The organism is Corynebacterium sp. 2571A, assembly GCF_055700935.1.
The window spans coordinates 47,173-72,761 of record NZ_JASTTE010000005.1; the positions used below are offsets into that span (position 1 = coordinate 47,173).

At 66.2% G+C, this 25,589-nt stretch carries 20 protein-coding genes and 1 tRNA gene; 8 read left to right on the top strand and 13 right to left on the bottom strand.

All coding sequences use genetic code 11. The features are described from left to right. The coding region (locus QQS53_RS10345; protein WP_472775755.1) for a BspA family leucine-rich repeat surface protein at positions 1 to 642 on the top strand (642 nt) is incomplete at its 5' end. Between the two features lie 10 nt (positions 643 to 652). Next, on the top strand, positions 653 to 1,270 hold the full coding sequence (locus QQS53_RS10350) for a carbohydrate-binding protein (RefSeq protein ID WP_472775756.1): 618 nt from the start codon (positions 653 to 655) through the stop codon (positions 1,268 to 1,270). 74 nt (positions 1,271 to 1,344) lie between these two features. Here the strand turns inward: QQS53_RS10350 and QQS53_RS10355 are convergent. Continuing rightward, positions 1,345 to 1,418, bottom strand: a tRNA-Gly gene (locus QQS53_RS10355). A gap of 115 nt (positions 1,419 to 1,533) precedes the next feature. Here QQS53_RS10355 and dcd point away from each other — a divergent pair. Next, a complete protein-coding gene (gene dcd / locus QQS53_RS10360; protein ID WP_472775757.1) occupies positions 1,534 to 2,097 on the top strand; it encodes a dCTP deaminase in 564 nt (187 codons plus the stop codon). Between the two features lie 70 nt (positions 2,098 to 2,167). Beyond that, entirely contained in the window at positions 2,168 to 3,484 is a 1,317-nt protein-coding gene (locus QQS53_RS10365; RefSeq protein WP_472775913.1) for a UDP-glucose dehydrogenase family protein, read from the top strand. On the opposite strand, the gene QQS53_RS10370 is transcribed toward QQS53_RS10365, so the two are convergent. From QQS53_RS10370 to QQS53_RS10405, 8 genes are all read right to left on the bottom strand, one after another. Further along, positions 3,423 to 4,682: a YibE/F family protein gene (locus QQS53_RS10370; protein ID WP_472775758.1), complete on the bottom strand. Its 1,260-nt coding sequence runs from the start codon at positions 4,680 to 4,682 to the stop codon at positions 3,423 to 3,425. The two genes, QQS53_RS10365 and QQS53_RS10370, sit on opposite strands and share 62 nt — an antisense overlap. 127 nt (positions 4,683 to 4,809) lie before the next feature. Further along, a complete protein-coding gene (locus QQS53_RS10375) occupies positions 4,810 to 6,042 on the bottom strand; it encodes a pyridoxal phosphate-dependent aminotransferase (protein WP_472775759.1) in 1,233 nt (410 codons plus the stop codon). 55 nt (positions 6,043 to 6,097) lie between these two features. Continuing rightward, a complete protein-coding gene (locus tag QQS53_RS10380) occupies positions 6,098 to 6,733 on the bottom strand; it encodes a DUF1707 SHOCT-like domain-containing protein (RefSeq protein WP_472775760.1) in 636 nt (211 codons plus the stop codon). A gap of 10 nt (positions 6,734 to 6,743) precedes the next feature. Continuing rightward, complete coding sequence (locus QQS53_RS10385; RefSeq protein ID WP_472775761.1) at positions 6,744 to 8,198, bottom strand: cation:proton antiporter; 1,455 nt, start codon at positions 8,196 to 8,198, stop codon at positions 6,744 to 6,746. An 88-nt stretch (positions 8,199 to 8,286) separates the two neighbouring features. After that, positions 8,287 to 11,034, bottom strand: coding sequence for a (Fe-S)-binding protein (locus QQS53_RS10390; protein ID WP_472775762.1), 2,748 nt, complete (start codon positions 11,032 to 11,034; stop codon positions 8,287 to 8,289). 74 nt (positions 11,035 to 11,108) lie between these two features. Further along, positions 11,109 to 13,079, bottom strand: coding sequence for an ABC transporter ATP-binding protein (locus QQS53_RS10395; RefSeq protein ID WP_472775763.1), 1,971 nt, complete (start codon positions 13,077 to 13,079; stop codon positions 11,109 to 11,111). Between the two features lie 3 nt (positions 13,080 to 13,082). Further along, positions 13,083 to 14,804, bottom strand: a complete 1,722-nt coding sequence (locus QQS53_RS10400; protein ID WP_472775764.1) for an ABC transporter ATP-binding protein — start codon at positions 14,802 to 14,804, stop codon at positions 13,083 to 13,085. An 83-nt stretch (positions 14,805 to 14,887) separates the two neighbouring features. Continuing rightward, positions 14,888 to 15,307 carry a methylenetetrahydrofolate--tRNA-(uracil-5-)-methyltransferase gene (locus tag QQS53_RS10405; protein WP_472775765.1) on the bottom strand — a complete coding sequence of 140 codons (420 nt, stop codon included), beginning with the start codon at positions 15,305 to 15,307 and terminating at the stop codon, positions 14,888 to 14,890. A 201-nt stretch (positions 15,308 to 15,508) separates the two neighbouring features. Here QQS53_RS10405 and QQS53_RS10410 point away from each other — a divergent pair, with 201 nt between their 5' ends. The 4 genes from QQS53_RS10410 (at position 15,509) to QQS53_RS10425 (ending at position 19,146) form a co-directional block, all read left to right on the top strand. Continuing rightward, positions 15,509 to 16,294: a phosphoadenylyl-sulfate reductase gene (locus QQS53_RS10410; RefSeq protein ID WP_472775766.1), complete on the top strand. Its 786-nt coding sequence runs from the start codon at positions 15,509 to 15,511 to the stop codon at positions 16,292 to 16,294. Then, positions 16,294 to 17,193, top strand: a complete 900-nt coding sequence (gene cysD, locus QQS53_RS10415) for a sulfate adenylyltransferase subunit CysD (protein WP_472775767.1) — start codon at positions 16,294 to 16,296, stop codon at positions 17,191 to 17,193. Before QQS53_RS10410 ends, cysD begins: the two co-directional genes overlap by 1 nt. Beyond that, complete coding sequence (locus QQS53_RS10420) at positions 17,193 to 18,488, top strand: sulfate adenylyltransferase subunit 1 (protein WP_472775768.1); 1,296 nt, start codon at positions 17,193 to 17,195, stop codon at positions 18,486 to 18,488. Before cysD ends, QQS53_RS10420 begins: the two co-directional genes overlap by 1 nt. A 64-nt stretch (positions 18,489 to 18,552) precedes the next feature. Next, positions 18,553 to 19,146, top strand: a complete 594-nt coding sequence (locus tag QQS53_RS10425; protein ID WP_472775769.1) for a nucleosidase — start codon at positions 18,553 to 18,555, stop codon at positions 19,144 to 19,146. Positions 19,147 to 19,219: 73 nt separating this feature from the next. On the opposite strand, the gene QQS53_RS10430 is transcribed toward QQS53_RS10425, so the two are convergent. The 4 genes from QQS53_RS10430 to QQS53_RS10445 all read right to left on the bottom strand — a co-directional run bounded on the left by QQS53_RS10430 (position 19,220) and on the right by QQS53_RS10445 (position 25,573). After that, the gene (locus tag QQS53_RS10430) at positions 19,220 to 20,587 is read right to left on the bottom strand and encodes an AI-2E family transporter (protein WP_472775770.1); all 1,368 of its coding nucleotides are present in this window, start codon (positions 20,585 to 20,587) and stop codon (positions 19,220 to 19,222) included. A gap of 52 nt (positions 20,588 to 20,639) precedes the next feature. After that, on the bottom strand, positions 20,640 to 24,104 hold the full coding sequence (locus QQS53_RS10435; protein WP_472775771.1) for a proline dehydrogenase family protein: 3,465 nt from the start codon (positions 24,102 to 24,104) through the stop codon (positions 20,640 to 20,642). Between the two features lie 651 nt (positions 24,105 to 24,755). Continuing rightward, complete coding sequence (locus tag QQS53_RS10440) at positions 24,756 to 25,424, bottom strand: response regulator (protein WP_472775772.1); 669 nt, start codon at positions 25,422 to 25,424, stop codon at positions 24,756 to 24,758. After that, positions 25,409 to 25,573 (bottom strand): hypothetical protein, encoded by a 165-nt coding sequence (locus QQS53_RS10445; RefSeq protein WP_168166941.1) that lies wholly within the window; start codon positions 25,571 to 25,573, stop codon positions 25,409 to 25,411. The genes QQS53_RS10440 and QQS53_RS10445 overlap by 16 nt, the downstream gene beginning before the upstream one ends. Positions 25,574 to 25,589 lie beyond the last annotated feature (16 nt).

Here is a 25,589-nt window from a genome sequence, read left to right on the forward strand (position 1 = left end):
ATGGCCTACATGCTCAACAAATGCTCGTCGCTCACGACGGTGCCGGAAATGGACACGCGCAGTGTGGCCACAATGAGCACTATGTTCCAGGGGTGCGAGTCGCTCACAACGGTGCCGCAGATGGACACGCGCAACGTCACGGACATGGGCTATATGCTCAACAAATGCTCGTCGCTCACGACGGTGCCGGAAATGGACACCGGCAGCGTCACCGGAATGCGAGCCATGCTTCAGGAATGCTCGTCGCTGACCCGGGTCCCGCAGATGGATACCAGCAACGTCACGGACATGGCCTACATGCTCAACAAATGCTCGTCGCTCACGACGGTGCCGGAAATGGACACGCGCAGTGTGGCCACAATGAGAACTATGTTCCAGCGTTGCGAGTCGCTCACAACGGTCCCGCAGATGGATACCAGCAACGTCACGGACATGGGCTATATGTTCGCGGCGTGTTTCGCGCTCGAAACGGTGCCGCAGATGGACACCGGGCTGGTCACCAACTTTACCGAGACGTTCTTCAACTGCTCGTCGCTGACCGACGGGAATGTCATCCTGACTGTCAAACAGGCTGGCGCTACCACCACTGACATGATTACCGGCTCCGGCCTGACCCGTGAACCGTTCCTCACCATCGAATAAGGAGAAAATCGTGACATTGCAAGACACTATTAAATCCCTCTCTGATGGGGAATTTGCCCAGCTGAAAGCGTGGATTGTCACCACAGAAACCGACCGCCGCGCAGCACAACCAGCCGTGGAGCAGGCTAAGCAGGAAGCAGAAGCAGAAACCGCGACAAAAATCGTGCAGCAGCTCGCGCAGGAGCACCCGGAGCTGGTGGAAAAGCCCGCCGAGGAAGAAAGCGGGGAAGTACGCGACTGGGAGCCCTGGCACCCACTACGCGGGTCCACCCACTACCGCTATGACGATAAAACCCAGCACAATGGCAAGATTTGGCGTGACGTGCTCGACCCCACCGGCGAGAAGCTCAACGTGTGGGAACCGGGCGCGCCGGGGATTGATGAACGGTACTGGGTGGAAGAAACCGGCCGGGGCGAAGAGTCGGGAGAGTCTGGAGACTCTGCTGCGGTTGGAGACTCTGAAGACTCCGGGGAAACTGTGCCGGAATGGGGGCCGGGTAAGGCCGTGCTGGCGGGTGAGGTTTTCACCTACAACGGGGACGCCTACCGGGTTATTCAGGGGCATACTTTGGCGCAGGAGTGGAAGCCGGATAAGGAGGCTGCCCTGTATGAAAAGGTGGTGCGCTAGACTTTGGATCGACTAGTGGATCGACTAGTCCCTCAGTGGGGCCAGTGGGTTAGCGTGTAATTACTGGTTATGCGTGGAGCCGGCGACGAGAATCGAACTCGCGCTCTCAGCTTGGGAAGCTGATGTTCTACCATTAAACTACGCCGGCAGAGCTTGAATTGTGTGCCCATTGCTGGGCATACATCAAGCGCTGGGAAACACTCTACACCCTCGCTGACCCCGGGTGAAAACCGGGTCGCCTACCTGCTAGTAGACTCGGAGACGTGCTTTTATCAGATCGAGATATCCGGGCCGCCATCGAGGATGAATCGCTGCAGATCGAGCCCTTCGATGCCGAGCTCATCCAGCCCTCGTCCGTGGACGTGCGCCTGGATAAGTACTTCCGCGTGTTCAACAACTCCCGGTACACCCACATTGATCCGAAAGAAGAGATGCCGGATCTGACCAGCCTGGTCGAAGTGGCCGACGGCGACGCCTTCGTGCTGCACCCAGGCGAGTTCGTCCTGGGCGCCACGCTGGAGAAGTTCACGCTGCCGCCGCACCTGGCCGGCCGCCTGGAGGGCAAGTCCTCCTTGGGGCGGTTGGGCCTGCTCACGCACTCCACCGCGGGATTTATTGACCCCGGCTTTTCCGGGCACATCACCCTGGAGTTGTCGAACACGGCGAACCTGCCGATCGTCCTGTGGCCGAACATGAAGGTCGGCCAGCTGGCGATCTTCAAGATGACCTCGCCGGCGCAGGATCCCTACGGCAGCGGGGCGCTGGGCTCGAAGTACCAGGGCCAGCGCGGGCCGACCCCGTCGAAGTCCTACCTGAACTTCCGCTAAGGTTTTAGGATCCGGCACCCAGATTTAATCCTCTGTTCAACTCGGGCGCTTAAGATAACCGCTTATGCGCATGACTGTGATTGGCACCGGATACCTGGGTGCGACGCACGCCGCTTGCATGGCCGAACTCGGCCACGAGGTTCTCGGCGTGGACGTGGACCAAGCAAAAATCGACTCCCTGTCAGCGGGGAAGGTTCCCTTCTACGAGCCGGGCCTGCCGGAGGTACTCGAGCGCAACTTAGGCGGCGGGACGCTGAGCTTTAGCACGGATTACGCCGCGGCCGCCGAGTTCGCCAACGTCCACTTTTTGGGCGTAGGCACCCCGCAGCGCCACGGTTCCTACGCGGCGGACATGACCTATGTCCGCGCGGTCATCGAAAAGCTGGTCCCGCTGCTCAAAGGCCAGCACCTCATCCTGGGCAAGTCCACTGTGCCGGTGGGCACCGCCGCGGAGCTCCAGCAGATGGCTAACGAGCTGGCCCCGGAGGGCACCGAGGTGGAGATCGCCTGGAACCCGGAGTTCCTGCGCGAGGGCTACGCGGTCAAGGACACCATCACCCCGGACCGCATCGTCATCGGCTGCCGGGAGGGCGAGACCCGCGCGGAAGAGATTGCCCGCCAGATTTACGCCGAGCCGCTGCGCCAGGACACTCCCTTCATCGTGACGGACCTGCAGACCGCCGAGCTGGTCAAGGTCTCGGCGAATGCGTTTCTGGCCACCAAGATCTCGTTCATCAACGCCGTGTCGGAGATCTGTGAGATCGCCGGCGCCGACGTCGTGGCCCTGGCGGATGCCATCGGGCTGGACGAGCGCATCGGCCGCAAGTTCTTGGGCGCCGGCCTGGGCTTCGGCGGCGGCTGCCTGCCGAAGGATATCCGCGCGTTCATGGCGCGGGCGGGCGAGCTCGGCGCGGACCAGGCCCTGACCTTCCTGCGCGAGGTCGACGCCATCAACATGCGGCGCCGTGACCGCGTGGTGGACCTGGCCAAAGAGTCTTTCGCCGGCTCCCTGCTGGGCCACCGCGTGACCGTGCTGGGATGCTCCTTCAAGCCGAACTCGGACGATGTGCGCGACTCGCCGGCCCTATCCGTGGCCGGCTCGCTGTCCCTGGCGGGCGCGGCGGTGACCGTTTACGACCCGGAGGGCATGGACAACGCCCGGAAGGTCTTCCCGACGCTGGACTACGCCTCCGACGTGGACACGGCTCTGAGCGGTACCGAGCTGGTCATCCTGGCCACGGAGTGGAAGCAGTTCCGCGAGCTCGACCCAGTAGCCGCCGGCAAGCTGGTCGCCCGCCAACACATCATCGACGGGCGCAACGTGCTTAATGTGCGTGAATGGCAGGCGGCCGGTTGGGATCTCGTGGCCCTGGGTCGGAGTGTGTAAACGCCGCAATCACCGTCGTGACCGGAACGGCGCTGACCAGGGAGAGCGCGCCCACCCCGGAGCGCAGTAGCTCGGTGGCGATGACGTCGCTGCTCAAGACCTGGCCGGCGGAGGCATCGGCCGCGGAGATGAGGAGCAACAGTGGCAGCGCGGCACCCGTATACGACAGCACGATGGTGTAGACCATGGACGCGATGTGGTCGCGCCCGACCTTCATGGCGGAGATAAACAGACGCCGCCGCGGCATCTCGGGGTCGATGGCCGCCAGCTCGTGGACGGTGGAGGCCTGCCCGATGGAGACGTCGTTGAGCCCGCCGAGTGCGCCCACGATGAACCCGGCCAGCAGCACGCCGACCACGGACAGCTGCGGCAGGTAGAGCAGCAGCTTGAGGTTGTCCTCGGAGGACAAGCCCTGCAGGTGGGACGTCCGGATGGCGATGATGGCCACCACTGTGGCCACGGCCAGGGCGACCAGGCTGCCGGCCAGCGCCGAGGCGGACTTGAAGTTCCAGCCGTGGACCAGGGGGATGGCCACCACCAGGATGGCCGCGCAGGCGACAATCGTGACGGGGATGACGGGCTGGCCGGCGGTGATGGCCGGCAGGAGGAAGAAAAAGACGATGGCCAGGCTGAAGGCCAGGCCGATGAGCGAGCGCAGGCCGTGCCACGCGGCGAAGATGAGGATGGCGGCGACGACGACCAGGCCCCAGGCCCACAGGGGGGAGCCGCGCTCGTAGTCGGCGAAGGCGTAGTGGGCCTGCCCGTCGGCGGGGTTTTCCGACAAGGTCATGGTGATGTGGTCGCCGACCTCAAGTACCGGCTCGCCGGCCACGCCGTAGTGCACCAGCTGGGTCATCTTCCCCGCATCCGGCCCGTCTTCCAGGTCCACCAGGGCGCGGCGGCAAGAATCATCGTGGGCCCCGGCGGCCTCCGCGGCGGTGGTGCGCGGCGGGGTATCAAAGGCCGTGCCGGTGGCCGCGGAAGCGCAGGCGTTGGAATCGACCTGGGTGACGGTGCCGGTCACCCGCGGCTGGTTCAGCGAGTACGCGCGGTCGAAGTCCTCGCTCGTGTCCGGGCCGGAGCTCGGCCAGAGCCAGACGAGCCCCACGGCGGTGGCGGCTACTACCAGCCCCAACACGCCCACGAGGAGGCGCTGCCACAGGTTTAGACCGGCCGGCTTTACTGAGTGTCGTGCCATAGCCACTAATAGTAAATGTTTTCAATTCTATGCGCGCAGATAGCAGCCCCGGCAGCGAAGAAAATCACTCCGGGGCTGGGCCTGGCGTGCTTACCGCGGCTACCGCGGACGGGCGCGCGTCCGGCGGTTACTGGCGGTAGCTGGCGAGGAAGTTGCCCAGGCGTTCGATGGCGCTGTCCAGCTGGGACGCCCACGGCAGGGTGACCACGCGGAAGTGGTCCGGGTCCGGCCAATTGAAGCCGGTGCCCTGCACCATGAGGATCTTCTCCGCGCGCAGGATGTCCAGCATCAGCTTGGAATCATCGTGGATCTCGTAGACGTTCGGGTCCAGCCGCGGGAAGGCATAAAGTGCGCCCATCGGCTTCACGCAGCTGACGCCGGGGATTTCATTGAGCTTTTCGTAGGCGATGTTGCGCTGCTTGAGCAGGCGGCCGCCCGTACCGGTCAGCTCGTAGATGGACTGGCGCCCGCCGAGCGCGACCTGGATGGCGTGCTGGGCCGGGACGTTGGGGCACAGGCGGGTGCCGGCGAGCAGCTCTAGGCCTTCGATGAAGCCGGAGGCGTGGTTCTTCGGGCCGGTGAGCACCATCCAGCCGGCGCGGTAGCCGGCCACGCGGTAGGCCTTGGACAGGCCGTTGTAGGTAATGCACAGCAGATCCGGGGCCAGGGAGGCAATGGAGGTGTGCTTCGCGCCGTCGTAGAGGATCCGGTCGTAGATTTCGTCGGCCAGGATGAGCAGGTCGTGCTCGCGGGCGATGTCCACTATCTGTTGCAGCGTCTGCCGGGAGTAGACCGCGCCCGTCGGGTTGTTCGGGTTGATGACCACGATGGCCTTGGTCTTCTCCGTCACCTTGGACTTGATGTCCTCGATGGACGGATTCCAGTCGTCTTCCTCGTCGCACAGGTAGTGCACCGGGGTGCCGCCGGCCAGGGAGGTGGCCGCCGTCCACAACGGGTAATCCGGGGCCGGGATGAGGACCTCGTCGCCGTCGTTGAGCAGCGCCTGGGTGGTCATGGAAATCAGCTCGGAGACACCGTTTCCTAGGTAGACGTCTCCGACGTCGAAGTGCGGGAATTCCTCCAGCTCGTAGCGGGTGACAATCGCGCGGCGGGCGGGGATGATGCCCTTGGAGGTGGAATAGCCCTGGGAGGTGGGCAGCGCGGCGATCATGTCGCGCATGATGACGTCCGGGGCGTCGAAGCCGAAGACCGCCGGGTTGCCCGTGTTGAGCTTCAAAATGCTGTGGCCGTCGAGCTCCATGCGCTCTGCCTCGGCCGAGACCTCCCCACGGATGTCGTAGGCGACACCCTTGAGTTTGTCGGATTGGTCAAAAACTCGGCGGTTTGGCGTGGTAGTCATGCCGCAATTGTGCCACTTTTTCGACCGCGGTGACGAGATTTAGGCCGGGAGTGCCCTAATCGCTGTGCTTCTTGGCGTCCTTGGACTGGCTCCAGTTGTCCACGCGGCGCTTGGCGAAGTCGAGGGCCTGGCCGGTCAGCTCGCCCGCGGTCTGTTTGTTGTGGGCCCACATCAGGGCGCGCTGTTCGGCCTGGGTGGCCAGGATTTCCTTGCGCTTTTGGCGCTCTACCTGGCGCGGGCTGGGCGCATGCCAGGAACTGGGGCCGACCTTGAGCACGTATAGCGCGATCCACAGCACCGGGATGAGCAGGAAGGCGGCGACGGAGGCAGACATCAGCCCGACCGCGGCACCGACCCCGGCCGCGCCGAAGGCGCCGATGAACGCGGAGGTCCCGCCGATGGTTAGCAGCAGGCTACCGATGAGCCCGGTGGCCAGCTTGGGTTTGCGGCCGGCTTCCCAGGCGCGCTCGACGTCGGCGCGGGAGTAGATTTTCGGCTCGGCGATGGGCTGGTCCGGGATGTCGGTGAACAGGGGGACGATGTCGCGCCTGGTGCGCGCCCCCATGACGGAATCGGAGCGTTCCTCGAATTCGTCCACGCTCAGGCGGCCCTCGCCGACGGCCTTGGCCAACGCGGTCAGGGCGTCGTTGCGTTCGGCATCAGACAGGCGCAGGGAATCGTCGTAGCTCATACCCAAAAGTCTATCCGTTCTTGCCGCCGCAGTCGCCATCCTGCGCGTTGCCGTCCCCAACAGCCTCAGAGCCAGCAGCCCCGGACCCTTGCCCGTTGTGGCTAGCCTCGTGGCGCTTGAGGTTCTCGTGCTCGGCGTTGTCGCGGTCGCGCAGCTCGGCCAGGGAGGTCGGCTCGGAATCCTGCGCCGGCGTCTGTTCCACGACGCGGGCGCGGTAGGTGGAGCGCTTGCCGGTGACCGGGTCCTTTTCCTGGCACAGGCTGGCCAGGATGGGGAAGATGAGCACGGTCAGGGCGCCGCCGGCGATGAAGAGCGAGGATTGCTCGTTGTCCATGATCCCGGAGCTGACCGCGATGGAAGTTACCGCCACGATGATGGGCAGGCCCGTGGCCGCGTAGAAAGCGACCTGGAGGCGCTCGCGCACAGTCTCGATTTCGGAGCCGGTGTGGTGGAGGTTCTCGCGCAAAAAGACCGGCAGGCCGCGGGTGACGAGGATGAGCAGCGGGATGCTCACTACGAGCAGCGGCCGGCTGGTGATGACGTTCCAGTCGATCGACATGCCGGAGACCACGAAGAAGACGGGGATGAGCATGGAATAGCACAACACGTCCAGGCGGTGCTCGAGGCGCTGGTGGAACTCGTTCGGGATGATCTGGTGGAAAATCATGCCCGCGGCGAACGCTCCCAGCACGATGTCGAGCTCGAAGACCGCGGCCACCGCCATCAACACGGCGAGCACCAGCATGATGAGCCGCAGGATGGTCTGGTTCGTCGACCCGGCGCCCTGCAGAAAGGCGTTGCGCACCAGCGGCATGGCCTTGGCGACCACGCCCGGCACCATCGCCAGGGCCACCGCGATGGCGAAAAAGCCCAGCAAGATAAGCCCGGTCTGCCAGGTAGAACGCGTGGACAGCAGCAGCGCCATCGCCAGGATGGGGCCGACCTCACCAATGGCGCCGTGGATCATGACTGAGCGCCCCACCTGGGTGCCCATCATGCCGTTCTGCTTGAGCATCGGCGTGATGGTGCCCAGCGCCGTTGAGGTCACCGCGATGGCGATGACGATGGCCAGCGGCAGGTTATCGAAGCGGAAGATCGCCCACGCGCCCAGCAGGCTCGCCGCCAGGCACATCGCCCACGTGGAGGCCGCCGTGCGGGCTTCCTTGGACTTCAGCGAGGCGATGTTGATTTCGAAGCCGGCCAGCAAGAACAACGCACCGACGCCAATCTCGCTGAGCATCTCGATGCCCGGGTCCTCGTGGGCCAGATCCAGCACCGACGGGCCGATAATCATGCCGAAAATCAGCAGCAGCGGCACCGCCGGCAGCCGCCGCCCAGTCATGAAGGAAACCAGGGGCGCGGCCAGCGCAGCGGCCATAATCCACGCGAAGGAGACCAGCGAATTCGTAATTCCTTCGTCACTCGCCGCCAGAATCAGGGCGGCGCCGGAGTCGCTATTGAACACCTGCTATACCTTAGCCGGAACAGGCCTTTTTCCCAGAACTCAAGCGGCGTCACGCAGCTCACTCACGATGCCGCAGCCGACGCCCGCCTTAGTCGTCCTGGTCGGAGTCTGCTTCAGTGCCCGGCTCGGCATCCGACGCCGAGCGACTAGCCGGGGCCGAAGGAGCAGCGGGCGCTGCGGGTGCGCTAGGAGCGCTGGGCGCCTTGGGTGCGCTCGGCGCTGCCGGCGCGGAAGGCGCAGAAGGCGCCTGGGGAGCTGTGGGCGCAGAGGGAGCCTTCGGCGCAGCCGGAACGGAAGGAGCGCTTGGCGCAGCGGGTGCGCTCGGGGCACTAGGCGCGGAAGGTGCCTGGGGAGCAGCGGGCGCAGAAGGAGCCTTCGGCGCGGCCGGGGCTGAAGGTGCGCTGGGCGCGGCCGGCGCAGAAGGTGCCTGGGGAGCTGTGGGAGCCGAAGACGCGGGGCTTGCCGGAGCGGCAGGTGCGCTCGGAGCACTTGGTGCAGCGGGAGCGCTAGGCGCAGCCGGCGCGGAAGGACTGCTGGGCGCGGCCGGTGCCGTCGGAGCACTGGGGGCAGCGGCCGGAGCGGCCGGCGCGGTGGGAGCGCTCGGGGCAGTGGGGGCACTGGGGGCACTGGGTGCTGCGGGCGCGCTAGGTGCTGCCGGGGCCTTGGAAGCAGGTGCCGCTGGGGTTGCCGGCTGGGCTGGCGTGGCGGTTTCTGGGTTCGCTGTTTCTGCTGTGTCGGTGGTGTTTTCGGTGGGCTGCGCGGTCTTGCGGGTCAGGCGGATGGGCTCGCCGAGGAAGGCCTTGGGGCGGGCCGGTGGCAGGGCGCCGTCGGCATCGGTGGCGATGGAGCTGCGCAGCATCTGGGCGACGTCGGTGACGGGCGTCCTGCCCTCGTTGAGGGTCTTCACGCCGCCGGTGAGCATGACGTTGCAGAAGGGGCAGCCGGTGGCGATTTCCTCGGCGCCGGTGGACAGTGCTTGTTCGGTGCGGAACTCGTTGACGCGGGTGCCGAGCTTTTCTTCCATGAACATGCGGGCGCCGCCGGCGCCGCAGCAGAAGGCGGAGTCGCGGTTGGCGTCCATCTCGTTGACTTGGACGCCGGTGGCCTCCAGCAGCTCCCGGGGCGGGTCGTAGACCTGGTTGTGGCGGCCCAGGAAGCACGGGTCGTGGTAGGTGATGGGCTTGCGGTTTTCCGCGGTGCGGGGCACCGGCGTGAGCAGCCCGTCGCGGACCAGGCGGTTGAGCAGCTGCGTGTGGTGGAAGACGTCGAAGTGGCCGTCGAAGTCCGGGTACTCGTTGCGCAGCGTGTTGAAGCAGTGCGGGCAGGTGGTGATGATCTTGCGCTGCCCGGCGGGCACGCCGTCGAAGGTCTCGTTGAGGGTGGCGACGTTTTCCTGGGCCAGCATCTGGAACAGGAACTCGTTGCCGGCGCGGCGGGCGGGATCACCCGTGCAGGTCTCCCCGGTGGCGAGCACGCCGAATTTCACGCCGGCGGTGTGCAGCAGATCGACGACGGCGCGGGTGGTGACCTTGGCGGCGTCGTCGTAGGCGCCGGCGCAGCCGACCCAGAACAGGTATTCCAGGTCCGCGAAATCGGTCTCGTCCTCACCGATGATGGGGACCTCAATGCCGTCGGCGCGGGCCTGATCCACCCAGGTGCGGCGCTCAGAATTGTTGCGGCCCCACGGGTTGCCTTTGGTTTCCAGGTTCTTGAACAGGCCGGTCAGCTCCGAGGGGAAGTCGGACTCGGCCAGCACCTTGAAGCGGCGCAGATCCGCGACGTGGTCGAGGTGCTCAATGTCGACCGGGCACTGGTCGACGCAGGCGCCGCAGTTGGTGCACGACCACAGGACATCGTCATCGATGACCCCGGCCATGGACAGCACGTCCACGCCCGCGTGCGGGTTGTAGTTATCCACCGCGGCGGAACCGAGGTCCATGACCAGCTTCTTTGGCGACAGCGGCTTGTCGGTATTCCAGGCCGGGCACAGATCCTGGCAGCGCCCGCACTCGGTGCAGGTGCCGGTATCCAGCAGCATTTTCCAGCTGCCCGGGGTGAGGTCTTCTTCCAGATCCGGGGTCGGCAGCTTGCCCAGGGCCTTGTCGCCATCCGGGTTGCGCTGGAAGAAGATGTTGAAAAAGGCCAGGAAGCGGTGCCACATCACGCCCCAGGTAAAGCGGCGGGAGATGAACACGATAAACGCTAGGCCAGTTAGCAGCTTGAACAGCGCGAAGGCCTGGATAAGGCCGGGGGAGGCCGGCAGTAGTTGCGACAGCGGGAGGCTGACAAAATCGGTGGCCCAGCTCCCGCCGCCGTAGGTGGCGAGCTTGGAGGCCTTGACCAACAGCATGCCGAGTCCCTCGGAAAAGACGATGGCCTCGACCAGGTAGGCGCTGGTGGTCTGCGAATTATAAAAGCGGCTGCCGCGCTCAGTATGGCCGAGCTTTAAGCGGACGGCGACGAGGAAGCCGATGCCGGCAACGGTGCCGAGCGCCAAGACCTCTTCGAGGAAGTGGTAGACCGGCCAGTCGCTCAGCAGCGGCCAGCCGCCGGCCGGGTTGAAGGCCTGGATATAGGCCTCAAACCAGACCAGGATGCCGAAGAGGAAGCCGATCATGACCAGCCAGTGCGCGGCGTTGACTAGCGGGCGCCCCTTGAAGTGGGTGTGCCCGAAGACCTCCACCAGCACGCGGCCCAGGCGCCGCAGCGGCTGGTCGAAGCGGTTGAGCTGGGTGGGCCCGCCGGAGCGGATGAAGGTAAACATGCCCCAGGCGCGGTAGCCGAAATACGCCCAGACGGGCAACGAGAGGACAACGGCGATCCAGCCGGCTAGCATGGGCGGGCTCCTTCATTGGCTGCGGATAAGTCAGGGGGAAGTACCTTACCTAGCCTAAAGGGTAGGTCTTGGTTTTAAGATTTCATATTCATCCGCCAGTAAGCGCCGCGCTGCGCGAGCAGCTCGGAGTGGCTGCCCTGCTCGACGATGCGCCCGTTGTCCATGACGATGATGACGTCCGCGTCCCGGATGGTAGAAAGCCGGTGCGCGATGATGAACGAGGTGCGGTTGGCCCGCAGCGCGTTCATGGCGTCCTGGACCAGCATCTCGGTGCGGGTATCGACCGAGGAGGTGGCCTCGTCCAGGATGAGCAGGGCGGGTTGGGCCAAAAAGGCGCGGGCGATGGTGATGAGCTGGCGCTCGCCGGCCGAGACCGAGCCGCCGTCCTGGTCGATGACGGTGTCGTAGCCATCCGGCAGCGAGTGCACGAAGCGATCCACGAAGGTGGCCTGGGCGGCCTCGACGACCTCCTCGTCGGTGGCATCCAGGCGCCCGTAGCGGATGTTGTCAGCGATGGTCCCCTTGAACAGGACCGCGTCCTGGAGCACCATGCCGACCTGGCTGCGCAGCTCGCCGCGGGAGAGCTCGGCGGTGTCCGTGCCGTCGAGGAGGATCCGGCCGGAGTCGATGTCGTAGAAGCGCATGATGAGGTTGACCAGCGTGGTCTTGCCCGCCCCGGTGGGCCCGACGATGGCGGCCGTCTGGCCGGGCTCGACGCGCAGGTTGAGCCCCTCGATAAGCGGGGTTTCCTCGTCGTAGGAGAAACTCACGTCGCGGAACTCGACTAGGCCGCGGGCGCGCTGCGGCGAGCGGCCTGCGCCCGGCACCGGATCCGGGGACTGCTCGTCGGCGTCCAAGAACTCGAAGACGCGCTCGGCCGAGGCGACACCGGACTGGATCTGCTGCATCATGCCGCCGAGCTGGCCCAACGGCTGGTTGAACTCGCGGGAGTACTGGATGAACGCGGTGGCATCGCCCAGCGTCATCTGCCCGTTGGCCACGCGCAGGCCGCCGAGGACGGCGATGGCCACATAAGACAGGTAGGACACGAACTGCATGATGGGCATCATCATGCCGGACAGGAACTGCGCGGAGGCGCTGGCCTCGTAGAGCGCGGTGTTGCGGTTATCGAATTCCTCCCGCATGGCCTGGGTGCGCCCGAAGATGAGGGACAGCTCCTGGCCGGTAAAGGACTCCTCGACCTGCCCGTTGAGCTGGCCGGTGGAGCGCCACTGGGACACGAACTGGCGCTGCGAGCGGGTGCCGATGACCGCCATGATGACCCCGGTCAGCGGGATGGCCAGGAGCGCGACGAGCGCGAGCTGCCAGGAGACCGTGAACATCATGACGGTAATGCCCACCACGAGCAGGAGGTCGTAGAACAGCTGGGACAGCGCCTGCTGGAGGGCCTGCTGGACGTTGTCCAGGTCGTTGGTGGTGCGCGAGAGGAGGTCGCCGCGCTGGGTGGTGTCGAAGTAGCTCAGCGGCAGCCCGTGGATCTTGGCCTCGACGTCTTGGCGCAGCTGGAAGACCGTGTCCATCACCAGGCGGTTGAGCACCAGCCCCTGCCAGAGCTGGAAGCCCGAGGCTAGGACGTACATGGCGATGACAATCAGGATGAGCTGGCCGAGCTTGGTGAAGTCGATCCCGCTGCCGGGTACCAGATCCATCGCGGCCGCCATGTCGGCCATCCGGTCGTGGCCGGCCTGGCGCAGGCCCTCGACGGCCTGCTCGGCGCTCAGCCCGGCGGGCAGCTGGCGCGAGACGACGCCGGAGAAGATGACATCCATCGCGCGCCCGAGCACCCGGGGAGCGTAGACGGTGAGGAAGACGCATCCGACGGTCAAAAGCCCCACGAAGGCGAGCTGCCACTTGTACGGCGCGAGCAGGCCCACCAGCCGGGTGGCCGAGGGCCAGAAGTGTTTGGCCTGGCGGGGCGCGGCCCCGGACCAGTCGTCGCCGGAGACCTGGGACTCGAGGGCCGCCAGCTCTTCGTCGGTGGGCCGGGAATCGGTGGGCTGGGAAGTGGAAGGAGTATCAGCCATGGTCTAGGCCCTCGCAGTCTCTTGGGATTCGACGATTTCTTGGTACGTCGGGGAGGTGGTGAGCAATTCTTCGTGGGTGCCGCGGGCCACGATCCGTCCGGCCTCGAGCACGAGGATCTGGTCCGCGTCCTGGATGGAGGCCACGCGCTGGGCGACGATGATAGTGGTCGCGGCCCGCGTGCGTTCCTGCATGGCCTCGCGCACGCGGGCATCGGTGAGCACGTCCAGGGCCGAGAAGGAGTCATCGAAGAGGTAGACCTTGGGTCGGGCGACCAGCATGCGGGCGATGCACAGGCGCTGGCGCTGGCCGCCGGAGACGTTCGTGCCGCCCTGGGCAATCGGCATGTCGAGGTCCTCGACGAAGCCGGCCTGGGCGATGCGCAGGGCGTCCCACAGGTCGGCATCGCTAGCTGCCGGGTTGCCCATCCGCAGGTTGCTGGCCACGGTGCCGCTGAACAGGTAGGGCTTCTGCGGGACCATGCTGACGCGCTCGACCAGGGCGGCCCTAGACATCAGCGCGGCGTCCGCGCCGTCGATGAGCACCTGGCCGGAAGCTGGCAGGTAGAGCCGCGGAATGAGCGAGAGCAGCGTCGTCTTGCCCGCGCCGGTGGAGCCGATGATCGCGGTCGTGCGGCCGGGGCGCGCGGTGAAGCTGATGTCGCTGAGCACGGGTTCCTCGGCGCCGGCGTAGCTGAAGCTGACCTCGCGCATCTCGACGGTGCAGCCAGTCCCCGCGGCCGGCGGGTCCTGCGGGTGGGCCGGCTCGTCGATGCTGGGCGAGTGGGCCAGCACCTGAGTGATGCGCTTGGCGCAGACCATCGCGCGGGGGAACATGACGGCCATAAACGAGCCCATCATGACCGCGGCGAGGATCTGCAACAGGTACTGCAGGAACGCCGTCAGGGAGCCGACGGCGACGTCGCCGGCCTCGACGCGGTGGCCGCCGAACCACAGCACCGCGCCGGTGGCGACGTTGAGGATGACGGTGATGATGGGAAACATCAGCACGAAGAGCTGGCCGATGCGCAGCGACAGCTGGGTGAGACTCCGGTTGTCCTCGGTGAAGCGCTCGGTCTCGAAACGCTCGCGCACGAAGGCGCGCACCACGCGGATGCCGGCGATTTGTTCGCGGACCGTGCCGTTAAGCGCGTCCAGCTGCAGCTGCATGCGGCTAAACAGCGGCACCAGCTTGGCGATCAACAGCCCGATGGCCACCAGCAACACGCCCACGGAGACCCAGACCAGCCAGGACAGGCCGGCATCTTCGCGGATGGCCATGATGACGCCGCCGACGGACATGATAGGCGCGGTGATGATGAAGTTGAGCGCCATCAGGTAGACCATCTGGACCTGCTGGACGTCGTTGGTGGCCCGGGTAATCAGCGTCGGCGTGCCGAAGCGGTGCAGGTCCTCGGAGGAAAACCGGGTGACCTTCGCAAAGACCTCCCGGCGCAGGTCCCGGCCCAGCCCCATGGCGGTGCGGGCGCCGAACCAGACCGCGGCCACGGCGGTGAGCACTTGGACCAGGGCCACGGCTAGCATGATGGAGCCGGTGCGCCAGATATAGGGCACGTCGCCGCGGGAGACGCCCTCATCAATGATGCTGGCGTTCAGCGAGGGCAGATAGAGCGTCGCCGCAGTCGAGGCTGACTGCAGCACGAGCACTGCGATGACGAAGCCGACGTAGGGCTTCGAGCGGCTCATAATAATTCGGATAAGTTCCACGCAGGCAATAGTAACCTATGGCTGGGACACCGGCCTGGAGCTGCGCACAGTGGTCGGCGTGGGGATCGGGGACAGCTTGGTGCTTAGAAGCACAGCGGCGCCAAGCTGGCGCGGTTGATTACGGCGTCCCAGTCGGTGGGCGCCGCGGGCTCCGCGGTCGCCGCGGCGGGGTGGAAGCAGCCCTCCCAGGTAGTAATGGCCAGTCCGCGGGCGTGCAGCTCCAGGACCAGCAGATCGGGGTTCGCATGGTTGCTCAGTGCATGTAGCTCGCGGTGGGTGATGTCGCCGTCGGAGCCGACGCGCACGTTGCCGATAAGCCGCAGGTGCGGCGTGCCGTCGGTGGGCGTGCCCGGGGCGGCGAAGTGGCGTAGGAACCCGAAGGGGGCGGGCCGGGAGGAGATGAGGTCGACACACATGCCGGCCCCAATGAGTCGTTCCGTGGCGGAAAGCGCGGCGGGGCCGTCGCCGATGACAGCGACGCGCGAGCCGAGGGCGCTGGGCATGATGACCTCCTTAGTGCAATTCGTCTAGACCGTACTGTCTGTAAATATAGTCCGAGTGGTTCAGTATGGGGACAATTATATTCTGCCCGTTCCCCAAGTACAACGCCCCCGCGGGTGCCCGGAGCTGGAATTTCGGCTGCGCGAACCGCGCGCATTCCCTAGAGTAAGGTGCACTGACCCCAAAGGAGCGCACTTAAAATAATGACAACAAACGTGAACCTGCTGGGTGGTGGTAAGAATTATCGCGACGCCAGCCAGAGTCCGGAAGGAACCCGGGACACCGCGCCGCTGCCGCCCGCGGTAGCCGCCGCCAACCAGGAACTGGTGGACCACTGGGCGGACAAGCTGTACAACGCCAGCGCGGAGGACATCATGGACTTCACCGTGACCCACGCGCCGGGCCGCGTGGCGGTGACCATGTCCATGGAAAACACCGTGCTCGCCGAGCTGGCCCACCAGGCTGGGCTCGACGGGGATCTGCTCTTCATCGACACCGGCTTCCACTTTCCGGAGACCCTGCAGACCGCCGACGCCGTCGAAAAGCGCTACCCGGACCTGCCGCTGCGCCGCATCCGGCCCCTGCTGACCCCGGAGGAGCAGGACGAAATCTACGGCCCGCGCATGTACTCCTGGGACGTGGCCTCCTACAACCGCATGCGCAAGGTGGAGCCGCTGAACATGGCCATGGACGACTACGTCGGCTGGATCACCGGCCTACGCCGGGCGGACTCCGAGCACCGCGCGGAAGCCCCGGCGCTCAGCCTGGACCGCACGGGCCGGCTCAAGATTTCGCCGATCATCACCTGGGACCTGGATGACACGGACGCCTACATCCGCGACCACGACCTCATCATCCACCCCCTTACCCTGCAGGGGTACCGCTCCATCGGGTGCGCGCCCCTGACCTTCCCCGTGGCAGAGGGCGACGACGCCCGCTCGGGACGAGTATTCGCTGACGGCAAGACAGAATGCGGGTTACACGAATAATGACTGCACTTTCCCCTCACCTGAAAGATCTAGAAAACGAATCCCTCCACATCCTGCGCGAGGTAGCCGGCCAGTTCGACAAGGTCGGGCTGCTCTTTTCCGGCGGCAAGGACTCCGTGGTGGTCTTCGAGCTGGCGCGCCGGGCCTTCGCCCCGGCCACCGTGCCCTTCGAGCTGCTCCACGTGGACACCGGGCACAACTTCCCGGAGGTCATCGAGTTCCGCGACCGCCTAGTCGAGGAATCCGGCGCCCGCCTGCACGTGGCCAAGGTCCAGGACTGGATCGACCGCGGCGACCTGCAGGAGCGCCCCGACGGCACCCGCAACCCCCTGCAGTCCGTCCCGCTGGTTGAGACCATCGCCGAGCGCGGCTACGACGCCGTACTGGGCGGGGCGCGCCGCGACGAGGAGCGCGCCCGCGCCAAGGAACGCATCTTCTCCGTGCGCGACTCCTTCGGCGGCTGGGACCCGCGCCGCCAGCGCCCGGAGCTGTGGAACCTCTACAACGGCGCCAAGATGGCCGGGGAAAACATCCGCGTTTTCCCGATCTCCAACTGGACCGAGTCCGACATCTGGGAATACATCGGCGCCCGCGGCCTCAAGCTGCCCGAAATCTACTACTCCCACCAGCGCGAGCTGTTCAACCGCAACGGCATGTGGCTGGCCCCCGGCGAGTGGGGCGGGCCGGCCGAGGGCGAGGAGCTGGTGACCAAGACCGTGCGCTACCGCACCGTCGGCGACATGTCCTGCACCGGTGCGGTCGAGTCCACCGCCTCCACCCCGGATGAGGTGCTGGCCGAGATTTCCATTTCCACCCTGTCCGAGCGGGGCGCCACCCGCGCGGACGACAAGCTATCCGAGTCCGCCATGGAAGATCGCAAGAAGGAGGGCTATTTCTGATGCCTACCACCCAAAGCCCGTCCCCGGTCCAGGGAGTGGATCAGCTCAAAGAGCGCGAGACGCTGCGCCTGTGCACCGCCGGTTCCGTAGACGACGGCAAGTCCACCTTCGTCGGCCGCCTGCTGCACGACACCAAGTCCGTGCTGGCCGATCAGATGGAGTCCATGGAGCGCAGCAGCGCCGACCGCGGCTTCGACGGCATGGACCTGTCCCTCTTGGTCGACGGCCTGCGCGCCGAGCGCGAGCAGGGGATCACCATCGACGTGGCCTACCGCTACTTCGCCACGGACAAGCGCACCTTCATCCTGGCGGACACCCCGGGGCACGTGCAGTACACCCGCAACACCGTCACCGGCATGTCGACCTCCCAGGTCGTGGTGCTGCTTATCGATGCCCGCCACGGCGTGGTCGAGCAAACCCGCCGGCACGCCAACGTCGCGGCCCTGCTGGGCGTGCGCCACGTCATCCTGGCCGTCAACAAGATCGACCTGGTGGACTACGACGAGGCGACCTTCCGCGCCATCGAGGAAGAATTCGGCACCCTGGCTGCTCGCCTGGGCTTGAGCGATACGCAGGTCGTGCCGATTTCCGCGCTCAAGGGCGACAACGTGGTCGAGCCCTCCACCCAGATGGACTGGTATGCCGGGCCGACCGTCCTGCAGGCGCTCGAGGAGGTGCCGGTTACCGGCGGCCGGGCCGAGGACTTGGGCTTCCGTTTCCCCATCCAGTACGTCATCCGCGAGCACGCCAGCGACTACCGCGGCTATGCCGGCCGCGTGCAGGCGGGCTCTATCGCCGTGGGCGACACGGTGACCCTGCCGGAAGGCCGCACCAGTACGGTTACCCACATCGACACCACCGATGGGGAGGTAGAGGCCACCCGCGCCGGCGAATCCGTTGTGCTGCGCCTGGCCGACGACGTGGACCTGGCCCGCGGAGACCTCATCGCCGGCACGGACCGGCCGGAGGCCACCCGCGAGTTCGCCGCCACCGTCGTCGCGCTGACCGACAAGGACCTAAAGCCCGGCCCGATGGTGCACCTGCGCTACGGGACCGCCGTGGTCAAGGCCCGCATCACCCAGGTCGAGCGCACCCTGGACCTGGACGGCGTGGCCGACCAGGAAGACCCGGAGGCGGTCACCCTCAACGAGATCGCGCACGTGGTGCTCCAGACCCCGGTCGAGCTGCCGGTCGAGGACTACGCCGCCCGCGGCGCGGTGGGTAACTTCCTGCTGGTCGACCCGAGCACGGGCAACACCCTGGCCGCCGGCTTCGTGGGGCGGCGGCTGCGATAGCGCGCTGCGTGTTAAACCCCGGCCGCCGTGCTAAGTCCGCCGGCGTCCAAGTAAGATCTAAAACATGAGATGCATCGCTGATAAACCGCTGTTTGTGGCTGCCGTCGACGCCGAAGCGGCGCACGTTCCTGACGACGCCGCACTGCTGATTACCGGCATTGGGACGCTGCCGGCCGCAATCTCCCTGACCGAGGTTCTGACCGAGGCCCGCCTGCGCGACGAGATGCCCTCCCGGGTGGTCAATATCGGCACCGCCGGCGCCCTGCACGACGGCCTGGCCGGCGTCTTCGAGGTGGACGCGGTCACCAAGCACGATTTCAAGCTGGAGGTCCTGTCCGACCTCGGCAAGTACCTGCTGCCCGAGCGCATCGAGCTGCCCACCTCCGGGCGCCTGCCGGTGCGCGCCCTGGCCACCGGCGACCTTTTCGTCTCCGACACCCAGACCCGCAACCGCCTGGCCCAGGAATCCGCCCTGTGCGACATGGAAGGCTACTCCGTGGCCGCGGTCTGCCAGCGCTTCGACGTTCCCTGCACCCTGCTCAAACAGGTCTCCGACCCGGCCGACGAGTCCTCCGTGGGCACCTGGGCCGGGGTGCTGGACCGCGGCGCCCGCCAGCTGATGTCCGCGGTCACCGACCTGGGCCTGCTGCCGCGCTAGCCGAGACGCTTAAAACACAACAATGCCCGGACCGGTTGTTACCGGCCCGGGCTAAAGCGTGCGCGCAGCTTCGTTAGCGCTGCGGGCTCATGGAGTGGAAGAGCTCAGCGACCTTTTGGCGCGGGGTGGGCTCCTGGCTATCGGAGTCCTTGTCCTTCTGCTTCTCGCCGGTGGAGATGTCCAGCTCGTTCGGGTCGATCTCGCCGGAGCGCAGGCCGGTCATCTCGGCGTAGTAGCGCAGCATGACGGTGATGGTGGCGGCCACCGGCACGGCCAGGAAGGCGCCGATGATGCCCGACAGCGTCGAGCCGATGGTCACGGACAGCAGGACCACGGCGGCGTGCAGGCCCATGGCCTTGGACTGCAGCAGCGGCTGCAGGAGGTTGCCCTCCACCTGCTGGACAATGACGATGAGGGCGAGCGCCAGCAGGGCGTTGGTCAGGCCGTTGGAGACCAGCGCGATGACGACGGCCAGGGCGCCGGCGGTGACCGCACCGATGATCGGGATGAAGCTGGCGAAGAAGGTCACCACGGCGATGACGAAGGCCAGCGGCACCTGCAGGGCCCACAGGCCCAGACCGATGAGCGCGGCGTCCACGAAGGCGACGGCGGCCTGGGCCTGGATGAAGCCGGCCAGGGTGGACCAGATGCGCGAACCTAGCTCCGTGATGTGCCAGCCGGCTGCCGAGCCGGTGTACTTGCGCAGCCACGGCAGGAACTTGTCGCCGTCCTTGATGATGAAGAACGTCACGAAGAGCATGATGACGAAGGCCACCAGGATAGAGCTGGCCGCGGACACGCCGGTCATCACGCCGGTGGCGATGTTGCTGGCCTGTCCCTTGAGGAAGTTTACGGCGTCGTCCATGACGGACTCGAGCTGCCCGCCATCGACGTTGATGGGGGATTCTTCCACCAGGCGGCCCAGCTCATTGATGCCGCTTTCGGCCTGGCTGACCAGCGTGGCGCCCTGGTTGGAGACCACCGGGGCCATGGCGGAGAAGATGCCGACGAAGATGAGTAAGAATGCCAGCAGCGTGGTCACCGCGGCGAGGGCGCGCGGGAATTTGTGGTGGCGCAGCCAGGCCGTGATGGGAAAGAGCACGGTGCTGACCAAAATGGCCAGGATGACCGGCAGGAGCCCGACCCAGATAAACCGCAGAAGGTAGCCGATGACGGCCACGCCCGCGATGACAGCGATGAGCTGCAGGGAGGTGAGCGCGGCGGCCTTTAAGTCGGTGCGTAGTACCTGGGCCTTCTTGTCCGGGTCGCCGGGCGTATCCCGCGCGGTTTCCCGGCCCAGGCCGTGGTCGTCCTGGCTGACCAGGGTGGTGGTCTGGTCCTTCTGGGCGTCTTGTTGAGCGTTTTCCTTGGCCGGTTGGGCGTCCGCCTGGCCCGAGGCGGACGTCTTCCCGTTCCTTATATCGTCATGCTGGCTATCCATAGGAACCAACTATGCCATACAAGCGGTGGCCGCGAAAACGCTGACACCGCCCCTAGCGGCGGATATCGCCGATTTCGCGGATGATGCCGAAGCGGTGCATGGTCACGGAAACGGCCTGCTCCAGCAGGTACGGCAGCAGCTCGCGGCGGCCATCGGCCAGGACCGGCTGGTCGAGGACGACCGAGTTGGACTTGACCGCGGCCTCCTGGACCGGCTGCTCCACCGCGCCAAGGGCGCGGATGCGGGCCGAGGACATCTCGGCGACCTCGTTGGCGAACTCCTCGGTGCTGGCGGTGCGGGCCCGGAAGCCCATGTCGCGCAGGTCCGCGGCGATATTCGCCGGGGCGGAGAGGTCGATCGGGGTGCCGGTGATGGCGGTGGCCAGCAGCTGGCGGGCGACGTCGCGGACCTTGTAGCCCTCGCCGACGCGGACGGACAGGGCCGACAGCAGCGGGCGGTAGCGGAAGATATTGGCCTCCGAAATCAGGGCCGTGCGGTCGTGGTTGCGACCGAACTCTTCCTGCCAGGCCAGCTGGTCCAGCTCCGCGGCGCGCCACAGCCAGGCGGCGTCGCCCTCGTCTAGGACGGAGTCCAGGCGGTCGGTCCACTGGCGCAGCTCGCCGGCGATGTTGGCCTTGATGTCCACGTCGCGGGCGCGCAGCTCGCCGTCCTCCCAGGTGCCCATCTGCGGCACGTAGTTCGGGCCGCCGGCCTTGGCGCCCGGGCCCATGACGGACTTCTTCCAGCCGCCGAAGGACTGGCGCTGGACGATAGCGCCGGTGATGCCGCGGTTGACGTAGGCGTTGCCGACCTCGACGTGGTCGATCCAGTAGTCGATTTCCTCGTCATCCAGGGAGTGGATGCCGCCGGTCAGGCCGTAGCCGGTGGAGTTCTGCCACTCGATGGCCTCCTCCAGGGTCTCGGCGTGCATGATGCCCAGCACCGGGCCGAAGCACTCGTTGAGGTGGTACCAGGAGCCCGGCTGGACGCCGTCGCGGATGCCCGGGGACCACAGGGTGCCCTCCTCGTTGAGCTTCTCCGGCTTGATGAGCCACTTCTCGCCCGGCTCCAGCTGGGTCAGGCCGCGGTAGAGCTTCTCGCTCGGCGGCTCCGCCAGGCCGTTCATGGTGGTCTTGACCTCGTAGCCCGGGCCCGGGATCAGGGTGCGCACGGAGTCCAGCAGCTGGTTGCGCAGGCGCTCCGAGGTGCCGGCGGCGCCGACGAAGATGACCAGCGAGGCCGCGGAGCACTTCTGGCCGGAGTGGCCGAAGGCGGACAGGTACAGGTCCTCGATGGCCAGGTCCGGGTCGGCGGCAGGGGTGATAATCAGGGCGTTTTTACCGGAGGTCTCCGCCATCAGGTTCATCTCCGGGCGCCAGGACCGGAACAGGGCGCCGGTGTCGGAGGCGCCGGTCAGGATGACGGCGTCGACGTCGTCGTGGGAGATGAGCATCTTACCTGCGTCGCTTTCATCGGTGTAGACCAGCTGGACCAGGTCGGTGTCCAAGCCGTGCTCCTGCAGGCCGGCGTGGATGGCCTCCACGGCGACCTGGGCACAGTGGACCACCTGCGGGGCCGGCTTGATGATGACGGTCGAGCCCGCGGCCAGGGAGGACAGCACGCCGCCAACCGGGATGGCGACGGGGAAGTTCCACGGCGGGGTCACCACGGTCACGCGGTTCGGGGTGAACTTGGAGCGGGCCTCGTCCAGCAGGCGCGCGGAGTGCGCGTAGTAGGTGGCGAAGTCGATCGCCTCGGAGACCTCCGGGTCGGACTGGGTTACGGTCTTGTTGGCCTCGTGAGCCATGACGCTGACCAGGCGGCCGCGGTAATCGGCCAGGCGATCGCCGATGGTCTCCAGGACCTCAGCGCGCTCGTGACCGGTCTTGGAGCCCCAGTTATCGGCCAGGGCCTTGGCCTTGGCCACGGCGGTTTCCACCTCGGCCGGGTCGGTGACCTGGTCAACGGAGTGCTCGCCCGGGTCGGTGTCCAGCCACTTCAGGGCCCACTCGCGGTTGGCCCGCAGCGCCGGGTCGGTGTCCGGCTCGTTGACGAAGCGGCCGGTGACCGGGGCCTGGCGGCCCTGGCCTTCCTCCGCGTTGCGGTCCTGCTGGCGGCGGGCGCCGGCGAAGGTATCCCAGCGGTCTTCCACGGCGCGGCGGAAACGGGCCTCCTGATCCTGCAGCGGGGTCAGGTGATCGCTGCGGGCCTCGTCCGGGGCGAACAGCGCGTAGAGGAAGTTCTGCGGGGCGGAGTTCTCCTCCAGGCGGCGGACCAGGTAGGACACGGCGACGTCGAAGTCTTCCATGTGCACGACCGGGGTGTAGAGGATCTGGCGGCCGCCGAAGACCTTGCGGACGGCTTCCTGCTGTGCCGGGGACATGCCCTGTAGCATCTCGGAGTCCATCATGTCCATGACGCCGCGCTTCTTGCCCAGCTCCGCGGCCAGGGCGGCGGTGTAGAGGTTGTGGGTGGCCACGCCAATCCGCACGGAATCAGCGAACTCTTCGCGCAGGATGTAGTCCAGCAGGCGGAAGTAGTTGGCGTCGACCTCCGGCTTGGTGATGTAGGGGGCGACCGGCCAGCCGTGGACCTCGCCTTGGACGTGCTCCATGGACAGGTTGGCGCCCTTGACCAGGCGGATCTTGATCTTGGCGCCGCCTTCGGCCACGCGCTGCTTGGCGAACTCGGCCAGCTCCTGCAGGGCGGCGAAGGTGTCCGGCAGGTAGGCCTGCAGAACGATGCCGGCCTCCAGCTCCTTGAATTCCGGCTCGCTGAGCAGTTCCTTGAACAGGCGGATGGTCAGGTGGAGGTCGTGGTATTCCTCCATGTCCAGGTTGATGAAGACGTTCGGGCTGCGCTTGGCGGCCTCCTCGTAGAGGGGGCGCAGGCGCTCCTTGAGGCGCTCGACGGAGCCGTCGATGTCCCACGGGTTGAGCTGGGCCACGATGGAAGACGCCTTCACGGACACGTAGGTCACGCGCGGGTTGCGGATTAGAGCCAGGGTGCGCTCGGCGCGGGAGCGGGCCTCGTCCTCGCCGAGGACGGCCTCGCCCAGCAGGTTCAGGTTGAGTTGCTCGCCGGACTCGGCGGCCTTGTCCAGGGTCTTGTTGAGGGCGTCGGACTCAGCGTCGACGACCAGGTGGCCGACCATCTGGCGCATGCGCATGCGGGCCAGGGGCATCACGAGGTTCGGCAGGATCGGTCCGAAGAAACCGCCCAGGCCGATCAGGGAGGCGTTGATCTTGCCGAGGAAGGCCGGGTCGAAGTTTTCGTTAATCTTCTTCAGCGCGTGGGCTGCGACCTTGTCGTCTTCCGGGCGCATAACGCGGTCGACGAAGTCCATGGTGAACTTGACGCCGTCGGTGTCGCGCAGCAGGTCCGCGAGCTGCTCGGTGGCCTGGTCTTTCTCGTTGGCGCTAGCGGCGAGCCAGGTGCGGGCCTGGCGGACGGCGGATTCGACGATGGCTTCGACGTCGTCGGATTCGGGCAAACGGGTGTTGGCGGGAGAAGTCATTGTGGTTCTACCTCTGTATGCGGTGAGACCCGGGCCGGTGGTGGTGGCCCGCTGCGGCTATCCCCAGCTGGCATGCGGGTTAGTCGAGCGTCCCGGGGGATACCCGGGCCGGGTGGAAATGGAAAGTGTTATTTAACGCTTCCGCCGCGTCGAACCTCGTCCCCACTGGGGTGGGGCAGAAGTCCCTGGCGGGGAAAGCAGCCATACGCTTGCCGTGCACGCGGGTGCGCGTGCCGCAGGTTGGACCAATCTTTTCGGCGGAGTGTGCCGGCTATCTATACGGGAGGCCGGTCACTCGCGCGGCGAATCCGCGCCAGAAAGACGTTCAACGCTCACCTTCCTTACCTGGCTAGAGGACAAAGAGATAGAACTAGGTCTGGAGCTAGCACACAGGCACTAGAGCTAAGACTAAGACTCGTGGTTGCGGACGCCCCGGGCGGAACGACCGTTATGTTGTGCAGCCACCCTACCCCCTTTGTGACCTAAGCAACCACAAGCGGGAGGGTGTAATATTGCTTGCTATTGCGGTCATTATAAGAAACCCACACAACTGACGCTAGTGTGTAGGCAAAATTGCCTAATGGGGGTAGAAAGGCTGATTTGTTTCCGCAGGAAGTCCCGACCTAGGGGGTAGGGCGGGGTGGGCAGCTATTACTGGCCGTAGCCGGCCTTGAGCGCCTTGATGGCCAGATCCAGGCGCGACTTGGCCTGGAATTCGGCCAGCAGGTAGGAGATGTATTTCTTAATGGTGCCGTCGGCGTAGCCCGTCGATGCCGCGATCTCCGCGTTCGACTGCCCCTCGCACAGCAGCTCCAGCACCCGGAGCTGTGCCGGGGGAATATCGTGGCTATCCAGTGCGGCCGTCGGGCGCATAGTGGTGGTGTTCTGGAGCTCCGGCAGGTGCTCGACCAAGCGGGTCAGCGACTGCGGCGTGACCACCGTGCCGCCCTTGACGGCTTCGCGCACCGTCTCCAAAATATAGGCGGGCTTCGAGCTCTTCAGGATATAGGCGGCCGCCTTATGGGACATGACGTCCAAGAGAGTGTCGTCATTGTCCATCGCGGTCATCGCGATAAAGACCGGGGGATTGTCCATCTCCCCGACCTTGCGCAGCAGCGTCGTGCCGTCCATTTCCGGCATGTGAATATCTGCCACGATGACGTCGAAATCTTGCTCCCCGAGCAGAGCAAGGGCGGCTTTTCCATTTTCGGCGGTAGCGCCCACCTTCATGTCGTCCGCGCTAGCGAAGTAGTGTCCTAGCGCTTCGAGTACCAGCGGGTCGTCGTCGACGACCAGGAGGTTAATTACCGGCCCGGGCAAAACGGGGACGGGCAGCCGAAGGCCTTTTCAGCGGCGGACTCGTACGGGGCAACGGTAACCGGTGCGTCCTGGGAGCTAAGGGCGGGGGCGCCGCCGATCAGCTGCGAAGAGAGGAGCAACGGGGCGAGGAAACCTGCGAGAGCGTTCATTGGGGGTCCTTTCCAG